Source organism: Streptomyces sp. NBC_01723 (assembly GCF_036246005.1).
Classification (GTDB): Bacteria; Actinomycetota; Actinomycetes; order Streptomycetales; family Streptomycetaceae; genus Streptomyces.
The window spans coordinates 6,599,446-6,615,251 of sequence record NZ_CP109171.1 but is presented as its reverse complement, the minus strand read 5'-3'; the positions used below and the strand labels follow the sequence as shown (position 1 = coordinate 6,615,251).

The 15,806-nt window shown below is 71.1% G+C and carries 17 protein-coding genes and 2 pseudogenes; 9 read left to right on the top strand and 10 right to left on the bottom strand.

What is annotated here, in order from left to right:
* Positions 1–63 precede the first annotated feature (63 nt).
* Positions 64–636 (top strand): TetR-like C-terminal domain-containing protein, encoded by a 573-nt coding sequence (locus OIE75_RS31120; protein ID WP_329472920.1) that lies wholly within the window; start codon positions 64–66, stop codon positions 634–636.
* On the opposite strand, the gene OIE75_RS31115 is transcribed toward OIE75_RS31120, so the two are convergent.
* Together OIE75_RS31115 and OIE75_RS31110 are read right to left on the bottom strand one after the other, a co-directional pair.
* Positions 633–1,388, bottom strand: a complete 756-nt coding sequence (locus tag OIE75_RS31115) for an isocitrate lyase/PEP mutase family protein (RefSeq protein WP_329472919.1) — start codon at positions 1,386–1,388, stop codon at positions 633–635. The genes OIE75_RS31120 and OIE75_RS31115 overlap by 4 nt on opposite strands.
* Positions 1,385–1,885 (bottom strand): hypothetical protein, encoded by a 501-nt coding sequence (locus OIE75_RS31110; protein ID WP_307015801.1) that lies wholly within the window; start codon positions 1,883–1,885, stop codon positions 1,385–1,387. Before OIE75_RS31110 ends, OIE75_RS31115 begins: the two co-directional genes overlap by 4 nt.
* Positions 1,886–2,003: 118 nt before the next feature.
* On the opposite strand from OIE75_RS31110, the gene OIE75_RS31105 reads away from it, so the two are divergent.
* Complete coding sequence (locus tag OIE75_RS31105; RefSeq protein WP_307015800.1) at positions 2,004–2,540, top strand: hypothetical protein; 537 nt, start codon at positions 2,004–2,006, stop codon at positions 2,538–2,540.
* Between the two features lie 32 nt (positions 2,541–2,572).
* On the opposite strand, the gene OIE75_RS31100 is transcribed toward OIE75_RS31105, so the two are convergent.
* From OIE75_RS31100 to OIE75_RS31090, 3 genes are read right to left on the bottom strand one after another with little or no spacing between them, the layout of a single operon-like run.
* A complete protein-coding gene (locus OIE75_RS31100) occupies positions 2,573–3,232 on the bottom strand; it encodes a response regulator transcription factor (protein WP_329472918.1) in 660 nt (219 codons plus the stop codon).
* Positions 3,229–4,416, bottom strand: a complete 1,188-nt coding sequence (locus OIE75_RS31095; RefSeq protein WP_373463027.1) for a sensor histidine kinase — start codon at positions 4,414–4,416, stop codon at positions 3,229–3,231. Before OIE75_RS31095 ends, OIE75_RS31100 begins: the two co-directional genes overlap by 4 nt.
* On the bottom strand, positions 4,413–5,252 hold the full coding sequence (locus OIE75_RS31090) for a CPBP family intramembrane glutamic endopeptidase (protein ID WP_329472917.1): 840 nt from the start codon (positions 5,250–5,252) through the stop codon (positions 4,413–4,415). Before OIE75_RS31090 ends, OIE75_RS31095 begins: the two co-directional genes overlap by 4 nt.
* 162 nt (positions 5,253–5,414) lie before the next feature.
* On the opposite strand from OIE75_RS31090, the gene mmuM reads away from it, so the two are divergent.
* The gene (mmuM, locus tag OIE75_RS31085; RefSeq protein WP_329472916.1) at positions 5,415–6,323 is read left to right on the top strand and encodes a homocysteine S-methyltransferase; all 909 of its coding nucleotides are present in this window, start codon (positions 5,415–5,417) and stop codon (positions 6,321–6,323) included.
* Between the two features lie 15 nt (positions 6,324–6,338).
* On the opposite strand, the gene OIE75_RS31080 is transcribed toward mmuM, so the two are convergent.
* Positions 6,339–6,914 (bottom strand): CGNR zinc finger domain-containing protein, encoded by a 576-nt coding sequence (locus OIE75_RS31080; RefSeq protein ID WP_329472915.1) that lies wholly within the window; start codon positions 6,912–6,914, stop codon positions 6,339–6,341.
* An 82-nt stretch (positions 6,915–6,996) separates the two neighbouring features.
* Here OIE75_RS31080 and OIE75_RS31075 point away from each other — a divergent pair, with 82 nt between their 5' ends.
* Entirely contained in the window at positions 6,997–8,178 is a 1,182-nt protein-coding gene (locus tag OIE75_RS31075; RefSeq protein WP_329472914.1) for an epoxide hydrolase family protein, read from the top strand.
* A gap of 191 nt (positions 8,179–8,369) precedes the next feature.
* On the opposite strand, the gene OIE75_RS31070 is transcribed toward OIE75_RS31075, so the two are convergent.
* On the bottom strand, positions 8,370–10,493 hold the full coding sequence (locus tag OIE75_RS31070) for a pentapeptide repeat-containing protein (RefSeq protein WP_329472913.1): 2,124 nt from the start codon (positions 10,491–10,493) through the stop codon (positions 8,370–8,372).
* A gap of 495 nt (positions 10,494–10,988) precedes the next feature.
* On the opposite strand from OIE75_RS31070, the gene OIE75_RS31065 reads away from it, so the two are divergent.
* A complete protein-coding gene (locus tag OIE75_RS31065) occupies positions 10,989–11,300 on the top strand; it encodes a hypothetical protein (protein ID WP_329472912.1) in 312 nt (103 codons plus the stop codon).
* 20 nt (positions 11,301–11,320) lie between these two features.
* Positions 11,321–11,597 (top strand): annotated as a pseudogene (locus tag OIE75_RS41515) (hypothetical protein); the annotation flags it as partial.
* On the opposite strand, the gene OIE75_RS31060 reads toward OIE75_RS41515, so the two are convergent.
* Both OIE75_RS31060 and OIE75_RS31055 read right to left on the bottom strand, forming a co-directional pair.
* A complete protein-coding gene (locus tag OIE75_RS31060) occupies positions 11,590–12,465 on the bottom strand; it encodes a glycosyltransferase family 2 protein (protein ID WP_329472911.1) in 876 nt (291 codons plus the stop codon). The pseudogene OIE75_RS41515 and the gene OIE75_RS31060 sit on opposite strands and share 8 nt — an antisense overlap.
* 116 nt (positions 12,466–12,581) lie before the next feature.
* Positions 12,582–12,854: pseudogene (locus tag OIE75_RS31055) on the bottom strand (DUF6336 family protein); the annotation flags it as partial.
* A gap of 116 nt (positions 12,855–12,970) precedes the next feature.
* Here OIE75_RS31055 and OIE75_RS31050 point away from each other — a divergent pair.
* From OIE75_RS31050 to OIE75_RS31040, 3 genes are all read left to right on the top strand, one after another.
* Positions 12,971–13,558, top strand: coding sequence for a DinB family protein (locus OIE75_RS31050; RefSeq protein WP_307015792.1), 588 nt, complete (start codon positions 12,971–12,973; stop codon positions 13,556–13,558).
* 117 nt (positions 13,559–13,675) lie between these two features.
* Positions 13,676–14,191, top strand: a complete 516-nt coding sequence (locus OIE75_RS31045; RefSeq protein WP_307015791.1) for an NUDIX hydrolase — start codon at positions 13,676–13,678, stop codon at positions 14,189–14,191.
* A 333-nt stretch (positions 14,192–14,524) separates the two neighbouring features.
* A complete protein-coding gene (locus tag OIE75_RS31040) occupies positions 14,525–15,415 on the top strand; it encodes a S1 family peptidase (protein ID WP_329472910.1) in 891 nt (296 codons plus the stop codon).
* Between the two features lie 186 nt (positions 15,416–15,601).
* On the opposite strand, the gene OIE75_RS31035 is transcribed toward OIE75_RS31040, so the two are convergent.
* Positions 15,602–15,730, bottom strand: coding sequence for an LPFR motif small protein (locus OIE75_RS31035; RefSeq protein WP_260474199.1), 129 nt, complete (start codon positions 15,728–15,730; stop codon positions 15,602–15,604).
* Between the last annotated feature and the right edge of the window lie 76 nt (positions 15,731–15,806).

The following is a 15,806-nucleotide window of genomic DNA, read 5'->3' as shown; positions in this document are numbered from 1 at the left end:
GGCCGCTGGCCTAGCATGTGGCCCGGGATCTTCAGGAGTCCCGGAGAGTCAGGAAGGTGGCGCATGCCCCGAGTGGGCCTCACGACCGGCCGTGTGGTCGCGGCCGCCGCCGACCTCGCCGACGCGAGCGGCTTCGAGAGCGTCACCGTCTCCGCCCTCGCCCGGCACTTCGGGGTGAAGGACGCGAGCCTGTACACGCACGTCAGGAACCTCCAGGACCTGCGCGCGCGGGTCGCGTTGCTGGCCGGCGGCGAGCTGATCGACGAGATCGCGGCGGCGGTGGCGGGGCGGGCCGGGAAGGACGCGCTGGCCGCGTTCGCGAACGCCTACCGCGCCTACGCCCTGCGGCACCCCGGCCGTTACGCCGCGACGCAGATCCGCCTGGACCAGTCCCTCGTCGCCGACTCCCCCGCCCTGCGCCGCACCGCCGAGATCACCCACGGCATGCTCCGCGCCTACGGCCTCACCGAACCCGACCTGACCGACGCCGTGCGCCTGCTGCGCAGCACCTTCCACGGGTTCTGCGCCCTGGAGGCCACCGGCGGCTTCGGCGCCCCGCGCGCCGTCCAGGCGTCCTGGGACCGGGCGGTGGACGCGCTGCACGTCGCGCTGGAGAACTGGCCGCGCGCGCACTAGCCGCCGCTCAGCGCGGCCACCTCCTCGTACGCCGGTGACGTGCCCACCGGCGGCCGGCCCGCGGCGATGTCGGCCACCGTCTCCAGGGCGGCGCCCAAGGCCCTGCGGTACAGCAGCGAGCCGAGGCTGACGCGGGCCACGCCGAGGTCGGCGAGGTGCGGGAGGGTGGGGCCGGTGGGTGAGTGGAGGACGTTGAGCGGGACGTCGAAGTGCGCGGCGAGGGCCGCGATCCGGGCGGGGTCGGTGAGGCCGGGGACGAAGACGCCGTCGGCACCGGCCTCGCGGTAGGCCTCCAGGCGCCGCACGGTCTCCCCGGGATCGCCGTCGCCCGACCAGTACGTGTCCGTACGAGCGTTGACGAACAGGCCCGGTGCCGCCGACCGCACCGCGGCGATCTTCGCGGCGTGCCGGTCGGCGGGGCCCAGCGCGTCCTCCAGGTTGATGCCGACCGCGCCGACCGCCGCCAGTTGCCGCGCGAACTCCCCCACGTCATCGGGGTCGTCGGCGAAGCCGCTCTCGGCGTCCACGGTCAGCAGGAACGGCCCGGAGCCCAGAGTGAGGGCCAGCCGCAGGGTCTCGTCGCGGGTCGCCGCCGCGCCGTCGGGCAGCCCGCTCGCCGCCGCGACACCGAGGCTGGTGGTGCCCACGGCCCGGAAGCCCCGGGCGGCGAGGGCGTGCGCGGACGCGTGGTCCCAGGCGCACGGCAGCAGCAGGGGCTCACCCCGCCGGTGCAGGGCGGCGAAGGCGGTCACGTCAGGTCACCCACGGCGTCGGCGTAGTACACGGACTCCCCCAGGTGCCGGGCGAGTTCGCGGAAGCTCCAGCCCTCGCCGGGCGAGTCGTCGAGCTGCCGAGGGGTGAGCGCGTCCAGGCGGTCGGCCCAGATCCGGGCGAGCCGGGTGAGGCGGCTGCGGGCCTCGTCGAGGTCGTCCGGAGTGAAAGGTGCGCGGTCCGCGTCCGTGGTCGTGGCGGAGGCGTGCCAGTGGTCGGGCTGGGTCGGCCGGCCCGCCAACCGCGCCTCCATCTCGGCGAGATGGTCGACCATGTGGTCGGCGACCCGCCGGACGGCCTTGTGCGGGGTGTAGACGCGGCCGTCGACGTGGACGGGTTCTCCGTCCCAGCGGGTCCAGGTGGCGGCCAGGGCGAGGACGTGCTCGACCATGCCGGTGACGGTGTCGGCGGGTGTGGCACGGGCGGGGGCGGGGGCCGTCGTCGCGGTGTGCGTGGTTGCGGTGTGCGTGTCGCTCATGTGCCCGACGTTATGGGCCGGTTGCTTCGGCGGGCGCCGAAGTGTCCGGGGGCGGCGGGCGGGTATCCGGACGGGCACGTGACGTCACCCCCCTGATCCGGCCGACCGAGAGGTGGACATGAAGAGACGCGAGCGACACGACGGGGCCCTGGAGCGGGACTGGCGGGACAGGCTGTCGGTGATCGGCCTGGCCGCGCTGGCCGTGGGCGTGGTGGTCCGGCTGGCGGCGAACGGGCTCGACTCGTGGCCGTGGGCGGTGATCAGCGCTGCCCTGATGAGTGTCTGGGTCGTGTTCCTGGTGCGCCGTCGCAGGCGTCACGACGCTCGGGACACCGGTGCCGAGCCTGAGGACGTGCCCGCCATGGAACGGCGGATCCTCAAGGGCGGCGCTCCGCCCGAGGACCCCGGCCGGCGCCGGGAGATGGCCGCGCTCGTGGACTCCCGTCAGCGGCGGCTGCGGCGCAATCGCTGGTGGGCGTTCCCCATGCTGGCCCTCATCTTCTTCGGTACGTCCGTCCTGTGGTTCGCGGCCGGTTCCACGACCGCCGGGAGCCTGACCCTCGCCCTCGCGGTGGCCTTCATGGGCTGGCTGACCTGGTTCAACCTGCGCTTCGACCGGCGCCTGACGCAGATGCGCCACCGGCTGCGGACCTGAACCCCCCGGGCCGGTGGGCCTGAATCCGGGCTTCAGGTCACCAGCCCGTGGCGGTAGGCGAACACGACCGCCTGGACGCGGTCGCGCAGGTCCAGCTTGGTGAGGATGCGGGAGACGAAGGTCTTGACCGTCTCGGGGCTGATCACCAGGGCCGCGGCGATCTCGCTGTTGGACAGGCCGTCCGCGATGAGGCGCAGCACCTCCGTCTCGCGGGGCGTGAGGGGGAGGTCCTCGGCGGGGCCGCCGACGGGCCGGATGCGGGCGGCGTACCGGCCGACGAGGCGGCGCGTCACGTCGGGGTCGAGGAGCGCCGCGCCCATCGCCACGGTCCGGATGCCGTGCAGCAGGCGGTCCGGCGGCGCGTCCTTGAGCAGGAACCCGCTCGCGCCCGCGCGCAGCGCCTCGTAGACGTACTCGTCGAGGTTGAACGTCGTCACCACGAGGACCTTGACGGGACGCTCCACCCCCGCGCCCGCCAGCCGCCGGGTGGCCTCGATGCCGTCCATGACCGGCATCCGTACGTCCATGACGACCACGTCCGGCCGTACTTCGGCGGCCAGGTCGACGGCGGCCTGCCCGTCGCCGCACTCGCCCGCCACCTCCAGGTCGGGCTGGGCGTCGACGATCGTCGCCAGTCCGGCGCGGATCATCACCTGGTCGTCGCAGATCAGGACGCGGATCGGGGCGCTCATGACGGACTCCCCGCGGGGATGCGGGCCTGGACGACGAAGCCTCCGCCCTCCGGGCGGTCCGCGCTGAAGTCGCCGCCGAGTACGTCGACCCGTTCCCGCAGTCCGGCCAGGCCGCGCCCGCTGCCGCCGGGGGACGCGGCGCCCGAGCCGGTGCCGTCCGTGCCGACCCGCACGGTGATCTCCCGTTCGCCGTGGTGGACCAGGACCGAGGTCCGGCCGCCGTGGTCGTACTTGAGCGCGTTCGTCAGGGCCTCCTGGACGACGCGGTAGGCCACGAGGTCGGCACTGCCGGTCGAGGCCGCCGGTGTGCCCTCCTCGGTGAACTCCACCGGCTGACCGGCCCGGCGGGTCTGCTCCACCAGCGTGAGCACCCGGCCGACGGGCGGTGTCCTGGGCTCGGCGCTCCGGTCGGTGCCGTGGTCCGGGTTGAGCAGGTCGAGCAGGTGCCGCAGGTCGGTGATGGCGCGGCGGCCGGTGTCGCTGACCGCGGCCAGCGTCTGGTCGAGGCGGTCGGGCGCGGCGGTCAGGTACCGGGCGGCCTCGGACTGGACGACCATCGCCGTGACGTGGTGGGTGACGACGTCGTGGAGTTCGCGGGCGATGCGGGTGCGCTCGGCGTTGCGGGCGTCCTCGGCGACCCGTCCCCGCCGTTCGGCCTCCGCGGCCCGGGCGGAGCGCATCCAGGTGCCGATGCCCCAGGCGAGGCCGAGCGCCAGGTAGAACGTGACGAACTCGGCGACCGGGTCGCCCGGTCCGCGCCGGTACAGCTCGACCGAGAGGGCGACGAAGGCCAGGGAGGCGACGGCCATGGTCGCGCGCCGGTACCGCTCCAGATACGAACCGGCGCTCAGCAGCGCGATGGGCAGCGCTGTTCCGGCGAAGAGGTGGTAGCCGCGGATCTGGTCGAGGGCGAAGCCGATCGACACCAGGGCGAGGCAGAGGTGCGGCCACCGCCTGCGCAGGGCGAGCGGGAGGCACTGGAGGACGGCCGCGACACCGGCGAGTACGTCGGCGGAGCGGGTGGGCAGACCGCCGATCTCGGTGCCGTTGCCCCGCAGCGCCGGCAGCAGGGACGCGATCAGGAGGAGCACTCCGAGCGGCAGATCCCGGACGGTCACGTCGAGGCGTCGCCACCGCTCGGGTATCCCCGGCATCATGTCCGGCATCCCTTTGCGAGCGGTCATCGGGGCAGTGTAGCGGTGGAGTTGGCACGTGCCGCACGCCGAGCCCCGGGCGCCACGATGTGCCCGCGCCGGTGGGCCAGCCACAGGAACACCAGGGTCAGCAGCGCCCCGAATCCGACCGCGTACACGCTGCCCTCGGGGCCGAACTCGCCGCCCGTGATCAGTTTCGGACCGTCCGTCGCGGCGTCCAGCAGCCCCTGGTTGGAGCCGTTGCCGGAGACCTCGGTGCTGAAGACGCCGGCCGCGGCGAAGTTCCAGCCGAAGTGCACGCCGATCGTCAGCCAGAGGCTGCGGGTGGCGGCGTAGGCGGCGGCGAGCATGAAACCGGCCTCGATGGAGATGGCGAGGGCGCCCCAGACGGTCGCGTGCTCGTTGAGCAGGTGCGAGAGGCCGAACACGAGGCCGGTCAGGACCAGCGCGACGTACGTGCCGACGTGTTCCTCGACGATCCGGAACAGGACGCCCCGGTACACCACTTCCTCCATCGCGGCGGCGGCCGCCATGAAGCCGACCAGGCCCAGGGCGCCCTCCACCGAGCCCAGGCCGTCGACCTCGTAGTACCCGGAGGAGAAGAGGTTCACGATGACGGCGCCGAACATCCCGGCGCCGATCAGCGTCCCCCAGCCGGCCTTGGCCGCGGCGCCCTCCCGGGCCACGTCCAGGGCCTGCCGGCGCTCGGTCCGCCGGACCACCCACGCGTACACGAGGACCACCAGTGCGGCCGCCGTGAGGCCGACGACGAGTGTCAGCCAGTCGTTGTCCTTCACGGCGTTGACGGCGCTTCCGCCTATGGCGTACATCGCCAGGACGGCCAGGAACTGCCAGACGAACCTCACGGGAACTCCTTCGTGGGAGGCCCGCGACCGGGGTGTCCCGGGCCGATCAGGACGCTACGGATCCGGCGCCGGGAGATCGTCACCTCAGGGTGGACACCTGGCCGTAGCTCGCACGGGGGACAAGACCCGGGCCCGCCGCCGGACCGGGCATAGCCTGGTGCTATGACCAGCGATTTCGCCGCCGCCCTCGCCTCCGGCCGCCCGCTCGTGCTCGACGGCGGGATGTCCAACCAGCTGGAGGCCGCCGGGCACGATCTGAGCGACGAGCTGTGGTCGGCGCGGCTGCTCGCCGAGGCGCCCGGCGCGATCACCGAGGCGCACCTCGCGTACTTCGCGGCGGGCGCCGACGTCGCCATCACGGCCAGCTACCAGGCGACCTTCGAGGCGTTCGCCCGGCGCGGCTTCGGTCCCGAGCGCTCGGCCGAACTGATGGCCCTCAGTGTCGGCTTGGCCAGGGAGGCCGCGCGTCGGGCCCGCGCGGACCGCCCGCTGTGGGTGGCGGCCTCCGTCGGCCCGTACGGCGCGATGCTCGCGGACGGCTCGGAGTACCGCGGCCGGTACGGCCTCACCCCGGAGGCTCTGGAGCGCTTCCACCGGCCCCGGCTGGAGGTACTGGCCGCCGCCCGGCCCGACGTCCTCGCGCTGGAGACGGTCCCCGACGCCGACGAGGCGGTGGCGCTGCTACGGGCGGTGCGCGGACTGGGCGTCCCCGCCTGGCTGTCGTACACGGTCGCGGGGGGCCGCACCCGCGCCGGGCAGCCGCTGGAGGAGGCGTTCGCCCTGGCCGCCGACGCGGACGAGGTGATCGCGGTCGGCGTCAACTGCTGCGCCCCCGAGGACGTGCCGGGTGCGGTCGAGACCGCCGCCCGGGTCACCGGCAAACCGGTCGTGGCCTACCCCAACAGCGGGGAGACCTGGGACGCGGTGGCCCGGTCCTGGCGGGGGCGTTCCTCCTTCACCCCGGAGCGGGTACGGGCCTGGCGGGCGTCCGGCGCCCGGCTGGTCGGCGGCTGCTGCCGGGTGGGACCGGACACGGTCAGGTCGATCGCGTCGGCGCCGGGACGGGGGTGAGGAGAGGCGCCTGAATCACTCGGCCGAACCGGCGCTCTTGCGCTGGTTGGCATGGAAGCGCGCCTTCTTCTGGCGGTTTCCGCACGTGTTCATGTCACACCATTTGCGGGTGCGGCTCTGGCTGGTGTCGAAGAAGGCGGCTCGGCAGGTGGGTGACGCGCACAGAGCCAGTTTTCCGTCCCGTTCGCCCGCGATGACGCTGATCGCGTCGGCGGCGATCACACTGAGGGCGTCCTCCACGCGGGAAGCCGGGCTGAGCCGCCACCGCCGCACGCCCTCGGGCGTGAGGATCGCCGCGGCCCGGCCCTGAGCGCTGCGGTCGTTGATGACTTGGACGGCGGAGGCGGGGAGCGCCTCCTGGACCGCGGCCGCCGTCGCGGCGGCATGGATCGACTCCCTCAATTCCCGGGCGAGGTCGAGCTGGGCGGCGGTGCAGGAGTCCACGGCGAGGTCGTACACCGCCAGCCAGTCGATGAGTCGCTGCGGCGTGGGGATGCGCTCCACGGCGTCGCCATGACGCTCCGACAGGGTCCCCGTGAAGCTGGTGGCCAGCACCTTGCCGAGGCGGAAGTCAGGGAACGCAGCAGGCATGGAACCACCTTAGCCGGTTGCGGCGTGGCTCGCAGGGCTGCTAGAACCGTCTTAGCCGGTTCCGTGATGGCCAGGAGGTCCCATGTCCCGTCCAGACAGCGACGTGCGAGCGTTCGAAACCCACGCGACTGACGCCGAACTCGACGATCTGCGCGCGCGACTGGCCGCGGCGCGGCTGCCGGAGGCGGAGACGGTCCAGCGCGCCGCGCCCGGCCCCGGCCGATGGGACCAGGGCGTGCCGCTCGCCGACCTCGTCGATGTCGTGAACTACTGGCGCACGGGGTACGACTGGCGGTCGTTCGAAGAGCGCCTCAACGGCGCCGGCCAGTTCCGCACGACCATTGACGGCCTGGGCATCCACTTCCTGCACCGCCGGTCGGCGCGCGCGGATGCCACTCCCCTGCTCATGACGCACGGCTGGCCCGGCAGCATCGCCGAGTTCATCGACGTGGTGGACGAGCTGGCGGATCCACAGGACGCGGACGCGCCGGCGTTCCACGTCGTCGCCCCGTCGCTGCCGGGCTTCGGCTACAGCGAGAAACCGGCCGCCACCGGGTGGGGGACCGAGAAGATCGCGGCCGCGTGGGTGGAGTTGATGGGAAGGCTCGGCTACGGCGAGTTCGCGGCCCACGGCGGCGACTGGGGCGGCAACATCACCACGGTCCTCGGCGGCAGGTTCCCGGCGCACGTCCTCGGCATCCACAGCACGTTCGCGCAGGCGCCCCCCGGTCTGCCCACGGACGGCCTGACGGCGGTCGAACGCCGGTGGGCCGAGGAGACAGCCCACTTCTGGCGCCACCGCGCGGCCTACGCGAAGCAGCAGGCGACCCGGCCCCAGACCATCGGCTACTCACTCGTGGACTCACCGGTCGGGCTTCTCGCCTGGATCCTGGACAAGTTCGCCGAGTGGTCGGACACGGAGGACAGCCCGTTCGAGAGGATCTCCAAGGACCGCATTCTCGACAACGTGACGCTCTACTGGCTGACACGCACCGGCGCATCGGCGGCCCGCATCTACTACGAGAGCCACAACTCACTGGACCCCGAACTCCGGGTCGACGTCCCGTCGGCGATCAGCATGTACCCCCGGGACATCGAGAAGTGCCCGCGCCCCTGGGCGCAGGAACGATACCGCCGGATCATCCGCTGGAGTTCACCCGAATCCGGGGGTCACTTCCCGTCCCTGGAAGTTCCGGACTACTTCATCAAGGACCTCCGGGAAGGCCTCGCGGCAGTACTGAGGGCCACGGGGCGTGGAACGTGACTTGCTCGCGAACGGCCCCGGAGATCTACGAACTGCTCGATTGAGCGACGGTTGGATCAGGGATATCTAGGGGGCGAAGGGCTTCTGTGCAGTTCGGAGGTCGATCACCCGATCAACAGTGCAGGCAAGTAGGGCTTGTCAACGGTTCGGTCGAACCGGTCACAGGGCTTCGCTTGGCCGGGGCAGGGCTGTCAGCGCTTGACGCGGTTGCGGATGGCGAGGACGGCCAGGCCGAGAAGGACGGGTTCGGACAGGCGGGAGGTCATCTCGATGTACGTGCCGGCGGTGGTCAGGTCCTGTCCGGAGGAGCGGAACACCACCGAGTTGAGGGTGACGTTCAGGGCCTTCTCGAAGCGCTCGCCGGTGAACCGGTCGCCGGTGGGGTTCTTCGGATCGTCCTTGTCGATTTCGAAGGTGACCTTGCCCCCGCCGTCCGGGACGGTGCCCGTCGCGGTCTGCTTGGGGGTCTCCTGGGCGAGGCCGACAGCCATCAGCATGACGACGGTGAGGACCATGGCGGCCCCGAGCCAGGCCAGGGCCCGGGACGAGCGCAGGCCGTAGCCGGACAGCGCCCAGTACGCGGTCAGCAGCCCTCGTTCACTGCGAGGGATGTCGCCGGCGCGGCGGCGCATCTCCATCTCCCCGTAGTAGAAGTCCGCGGCCCCCGGCTCGTGCTTGCCGTCTTCGAACGCCTTGCGTAGTGCCCGGTACACCGGAGCCAGCTGCAACGGCCCCGCCCGTCCGGCACCGAGGACCGCCACGTTCCAGCCCCTCACTGCCCGGGGCTGGCTCGCGCGCCAGTGGTGTTCCTCGGCCAGGACGCGGCGCTCGGTGAAGCGCACGGGCGGCCAAATCCTCCATACGGGAGTCGGGGCCGTGTCGAAAGTGCAGGCCCCCTCCAGACGGATTTGGTCCAGGTGGACCGTGCCGGAGAACAGACACCCCGACAGATCGAGGTCGGCCAAGACCAGATGGGCCGCGTCGACCCCGCGCAGCGACGCTACCCGCACCTCCGAACCGGTCAGGTTCGACAGGGAGTCTTCAGAGAGCTGGAGTCCGTTGGTGAGCACGAACGGAGCCGGCTCGGCGGCGATCGTGAGGGGGTACTCGAACACCGCATGAGCGAAGTCCACCGTGGTACAGCGCAGTCGGATCTCCGCAGTCGAAGACCAGCGAGTCCGACGGCACTCCAGACGTCGCGCAGCGAACGAGAGGGTCACCGGGCCGCCGAATTTGGCGCCAGACAACACAACCCGACCTGCACACACCAAGGGCCCGAACTGGTCAGCCTCCTCGAAGGTCGCCGACTCGAACACGGCGTCGCCCTTGAAGATCGCCGACTCAAACCCGGCGTAGCCCTCGAAGACCGCCGACCGGAACCCGGCGCCGCCCTCGAAGGCCGCCAACTGGAACCCGGCGCCGCCCTTGAAGGCCGCCAACTGAAACCCGGCCTCGCCCTTGAAGATCGCCGACTCGAACCCGGCGTAGTCCCCGAAGGTCGCCGACCGGAACCCGGCGCCGGCCTCGAAGGCCGCCAACTGGAACCCGGCGTAGCCCTTGAAGGTCGCCGACTCGAATATGGCGTCGGCCTTAAAGGTCGCCGACTGGAGCATGGCGTCGCCCTCGAAGGCCGCCGACCGGAACACGGCGTAGCCCTTGAACGTCGCTGATTCGAACCCGGCGTCGCCCTTGAACGTCGCAGACTCGAACCCGGCGCCGCGCTCGAAGGTGGCCGACTCGAACCCGGCGTCGCCCTCGAAGGTCGCCGACCGGAACACGGCGTAGCCCTTGAAGGTCGCCGACACGAGCCCAGCGTCGCCCTTGAAGGTCGCCGACCGGAAGCCGGCGTAGCTCTCGAAGGTTGCCAACTGGAACACGGCGTCGCCACCGAAGGTCGCCGACTCGAACATGGCGGCGCCCCCGAAGGTCGCCAACTGGAACATTGCGCCGCCCTCGAAGGTCGCCGACCGGAACACGGCGCCACCCTCGAAAGTCGCCGACCGGAACCCAGCGTCGCCCTCGAAGGTCGCCGACTCGAACATGGCGCCACCTAAGCGGACGTCACCCGTTGCAGGGTCACGGAGGGCGTTGAGTAAGGCGTTGAGGAGAGGCTCGGTGAGGGTGGTGCCCCGGTGGTCGATGCTGGCGCCGGGAGTCAGTCCGGCCAGGTAGGCGTCGCGATGGGCATCGGCCAAGTGAGCGAGGCATGCGGTGTGACCGGGAACGTGGATGCCGCGACAGCCGACGGAGTCGACGGCAGGGTCGGCACCGTAGGCGCAGTGCGGCCAGGACGGCGCTGCCGAGGGTGTGCTCATGGTGTAGCGGCTCCGGGACGTCAGGTGCCCGTAGGGACGCCCTGAGGACGCGAACGGTTCAGGCTCGACGATGACGGGCAGTGTCGGGGATCGGGACCCGCGTTGCGAACATGCCGTACGTGCCTGAACAACCCATACGTATCTGTCAGGCACAACGCACTGAGGCGCCAAGCCTCGCATGCCTTTCGCCTGCCGTCACCCGAGAGAACTCTGTCAGTCCTCTGCCAGACCTGCCTGAAGCACCATGGCGACAAGTGCGGCTGCCTGGCTCGTGGTTACGAAAATGAGCGCCGAATTCGCGTTGGCCATGGTTGCGGGAAGGGCCGTGCGCCGTCGTCCGTCAGCGTCGAGGGCGGGGTGGCCCGGTACGTCTCCGACTGACGTCCGGACTGGCGGCTCTGCCCGGCGGGCAGCGTCAGGAGGCCGGGCTGAGCGCCTAGCCGTTTCTTACGGATCACTGCACGAGATCCGAGCTGTCGGTGGTGTGATGGCTTCATGCGACCCGAGCACTGTGTGACCCGGAACCACATCGAGGTGTGGCGTGAACATGCGCTGCCGTCCGGGCCAGAACGGATCAGATTCGGGACAGTGCTGCGCGGCTCGCTCCTGCCGATCCTGGTCTGGGCTGGAGTCGGGTGCTTCGTGTACTTCGTCTACAACCCGATCGTAGCGACGGTCCTGGGCGGGCTCTTCGTCTTGTCGTTCATCGTGGGCTTCGGACTGCGCCGCAGGGCGAAACACTCCGTTCGCTGCAGCGTCTACGGTGCGCTGGGTGGAGTGCTCGATAAGTCCATGGCCGGGCTCTGAGGCGTTGCGGCGCAGGCGGCCGCGAACACCTGCGACGACGAGGGAGTCGGGCTGGCACCCCGGTCACAGCTGACCAGCAGGGTCACCGGCTCCGTCGGGGCAGCCACGACGGCTTGCCACCCACCCTCGACCGCAAGGCATGCAAGCAGCGCAACACCGTCGAGCGATGCGTCAACCGGTGGCGAGGGATCGCAGCCCGCTACGCGAAGACCGCCCACCGTCCATCTGGCCGGACTCCACGTCGCGGCCATCCTCATTTGGTCGGCGCGATGGTCCGAAAGAAAACGGCCTAGATGACCGGGGGGCGACCCAGGCGCGTCATCCGTGCCACGGTCGCCCACCGCATCGGCCGTCGCGGCCCGCACGACACGCGGACTCCCTCGGCGAAGCCGCCCGCCCAGGCCCGCAGACCGCCCCACGAGCGCGTCCGCGCCACCGTCAGCAGGGTCCACACCCCGAGGTAGACCGGAACGAGCGGTACGGGCAGATGCCGTTTGGCCAGCCACACCCGGTTGCGGGCCGTCATCCGGTGGTAGACCGCGTGCCGAGCGGGTGACGTCCAGGGGTGCTGGAGCAGCAGTGACGGCTCGTAGACCACCCGCCACCCGTCATCCAGCGCCCGCCACGCAAGATCGGTCTCCTCATGTGCGAACAAGAACGCGTCCGGCCAGGTGCCGGTCCGCTCCAGCATCCGCATCGACAGCGCGTGTCCGCCGCCCAGGAACGTGGTCACCTCACCGGCGCGCAGCGGGTCCTTCGACCGCAGCCGCGGCACATGCCGCCGCTGCGTACGGCCCTGCTCGTCGGCGATCCGGAACGACACGATCCCCAGCCGCTCATCCGCCCCGTACATCGCGGCCAGCTTCTCGAACACGTCCGTGTGCACGAGCAGGCCGTCGTCGTCCAGGTCGACCACGACGTCCACGTCGCCCCGTGCCCGCAGGTGTTCGATGGCCACGTTCCGGCCGCCGGACACCCCCAGGTTTTCCTCCAGCTCCACCCCGTCCACACTCGCGGGCAGCTCCGGCAGCGCACTGCCGTTGCCGACCACCACGATCCGCGCGGCCGGCAGTGTCTGCCGGGCCACCGACGCCAGCAGCGCCTCCAACTCGGCGGGCCGGTTGCCCATGGTCAGGATGGCGATCCCCAGGCGTACACGGCTCACAGGTGAACTCCGATCGGATTTCCGGAGCGACGCAGCCTATCGGCCCGCCCACCCCGCTCCACGTGACACGCCCGGGAGCCCCGACCACGACACGTTCCCGAGGGCGGCGGAAGGCTTCAGTGGCTGTGCAGCCAACTGTCGTACGACGCGGCGTCCACGAGGTGGTACAGACCGAACCCGGCGGCCCCGAGGACGAGCAGGAACACCCCCGAGCGCAGGAACACCGGGCCCACGAGTGTCACCGAGGCGGCCTGCCCCTCGATGGTGCGCCAGTCGCGCCAGCGCCGGATGGCCCCGGCGCCGGCCCGCCAGAAGCCACCACCGACCACGAGGAACAGCGCGCCGAAGAGGCTGAGAGCGCCGACGAGGGCGAGGAAGTCCTGGCGGTCGCTGTGGTCGGATCGTCGCGGTGGGGCGTCCGGTCATGGAGAACTTGGTGACGTACTCGGCGAAATGGATCTACCCCGACGCACGCCACGAGCAGCCCATGGCAGGCTCGTGCCGCATGATCGATGAATTCGCGAAGGACAGCCTGCACGGGAGACTGCGCCGGGACCGCGAGGCGCTGCTCTGGAAGCTCGACGGCTTGTCCGAGTACGACGCCCGCCGGCCTTTGACCGCGACCGGGACCAACCTCCTCGGCCTGGTCAAACACGTGGCCAACGTCGAAGCCAGGTACTTCGGCGAGGTCTTCGACCGCCCCTCCCCGGAACCGCTGCCCCGGTGGCAGGACCACGACGGCGGCGATCAGTGGGCGGCCGCGGACGAGACCCGCGATCAGATCATCGGCTTCTACCGGCGCACGTGGGAACACTCGGACGCGACGATCAGCGAGCTTCCCCTCGACGCCCCCGGCCACGTGCCGTGGTGGCGGGAGCCCTCTCCCAACACGAACCTTTTCGCCGTCATGGTCCATGTCCTCGGCGAGACCATCCGGCATGCCGGCCACGCCGACATCCTGCGCGAGGGCCTCGACGGCCGGACCGGGGTGCGCGCCGAGCACGAGCAGCGGATCGACGAGGAAGCCCGTGCCGCCTACCGCGCGAAGATCGAACAGGCCGCCAGATCGGCCTCATCAGTCAAGACCTACTGATCGTTTCAGGATGAGCTTGGTATGGCGCGTGGCGGCTGGCGCCCTACATGGGCAGGGCTGCCGCCGCCTGGCCAAGGGCAGCCACCCGACCCCACTCACCGAAGGGCTGACGCGTCAATGACGTTCGCCGAACCGTTCGACCGCATCAAGATCCGCGTCGCCGCGGCTCTGTTCAACGGCGAGGAGATCGCCCTCATCCACCGCACCAAGAACGGCCAGGACCAGTACACCCTGCCGGGCGGCAACGTCGAACCCGGCGAACCCATCCAGCAGGCCCTCGCACGCGAACTCGACGAAGAACTGGGCCTGGACCTCGCAGACACGAGCAGCGCCCCACAACTGACCTGGGTACAGGACGCCATGGTCACCCGCCCCGGCAGCACCCCGCCCCGCAAACTCCACCTCGTATTCCGCGTGCACATCGCCACCCCCGTGCGGACCCGATTGCGCACCGTCGAACATGACGACACCGCCGGCGTCGGCCACCTCACCTGGAGCCACTACAAGGACGCCGCGAACAAGGCTCTGTTCCCACCGGTCCCGCTCGCCGAACTGGCCGCTCCCACCGCGCCGCTCGACGCCGCCCAGTCCCTGCTGCCGGCCCTGGACGACACCAACTACAAATGGATTTGACCCGCCCCGGATGACGTCGAGTCGCCCGGAGGACCCGACTTGCCGACAGGGCCGGTTAGAGGCTGGCCCAAGGGACGTGATGTTCGCGGCGGAGCCCCCCATCCACCCGACTCACCCTTCTTGCCGTTCACCTCGAACCGCACCACCCCCGGCGGTGGAAGCGCTCGCGTGGGGAGGGGGGTTGCGGGGGTCTTGCGCAGACGCGCCGCCCTGCCCAGGATGAGGAGAGCGCTTGTCAGGATCACACCAACGGTACGGGTGTGCCTGACGGTGTGTCATGGGGCGTCCACCCAGCGCCCTCTCCCCGGTTCCCCACAACCTGGAGGATTCACAGTGCGACTCTCCCACCCCCACGACCTTCCGAGACGCGCACGACTCGTCGCCATGGCGACCGGCCTCGCGGCCGCCGCGGCCCTGGCGGTTCCCGCCGCCACGGCGTCGGCCCAACCGGCCCCGCAGACGTTCAGCGCCGCTGAGCTCAAGCAGACGCACGACGCCGTGCGCACCGCCGACGTCGGCGGCACCGCGTGGTACACCGACACCCGGTCGGACAAGGTCGTCGTCACGGTCGACAGCACGGTCAGCAAGGCCGAGATAGCCGAGATCAGGAGCGAGGCCGGTGCGAACGCCGACGCTCTCGTGATCAAGCGCACCCCCGGCAAGTTCTCCAAGCTCATCGCCGGTGGCGAGGCCATCACGACGGGTGGAGCCCGGTGCTCCCTCGGCTTCAACGTGCAGGACGGCGCGGGCACCAAGTTCGCGCTGACCGCCGGTCACTGCACCAACATCGGCAGCTCGTGGTCGATCGGCACCACCGCCGGGTCCAGCTTCCCCGGCAACGACTACGGCATCATCCGGCACTCCAACGGTGCCGCCGCCGACGGTCGTGTCTACCTCTACAACGGCTCCTACCAGGAGATCACCGGCGCCGGAAACGCCTCGGTGGGCCAGTCGGTCCAGCGCAGCGGCAGCACGACCGGCCTGCACGGCGGCAGCGTCACCGGCCTCAACGCCACCGTCAACTACGGTGCCGACGGCATCGTCTCCGGTCTGATCCAGACCAACGTCTGCGCCGAGCCCGGCGACAGCGGTGGCGCGCTCTTCTCCGGCAGCACCGCGCTCGGCCTGACCTCCGGCGGCAGCGGCAACTGCTCCTCCGGCGGCACGACGTTCTTCCAGCCGGTCACCGAGGCACTCGGCGCCTACGGCGTGAGCATCATCTGAGTCCTGCTCGACTCGGTGGCCCATCCGCCACCTCGGCGCATCGCCCCCGTCCGGTTCACCGGGCGGGGGCGACGTCCTGAGCACGATGAGCGCGGGCCACGTGAACTACTGCGGGACCGGCCCCGCAGCATGGGGCGGTCAGGCCCATCGGCCGGGCCGTCCCGTCGACATCGCCACGCGAAGAAGTCAGTGGCGTCCGTGAGCACTCGCGGACGCGCCCCCGAAGAGCCGCGCAACGGCACGGAAGGGAAGTGTGACGACCGTGGCAATCGCTCCACCAACGGATCGCAGAACGTCTGCAATGGCCTTCAGCATGTGGGACCTCCAAGCGGGATCTTGCTGTCTTGCACCGCGAGCCGAGCGCTCCTGCGCAGGCTGTGCCTACCGGTTG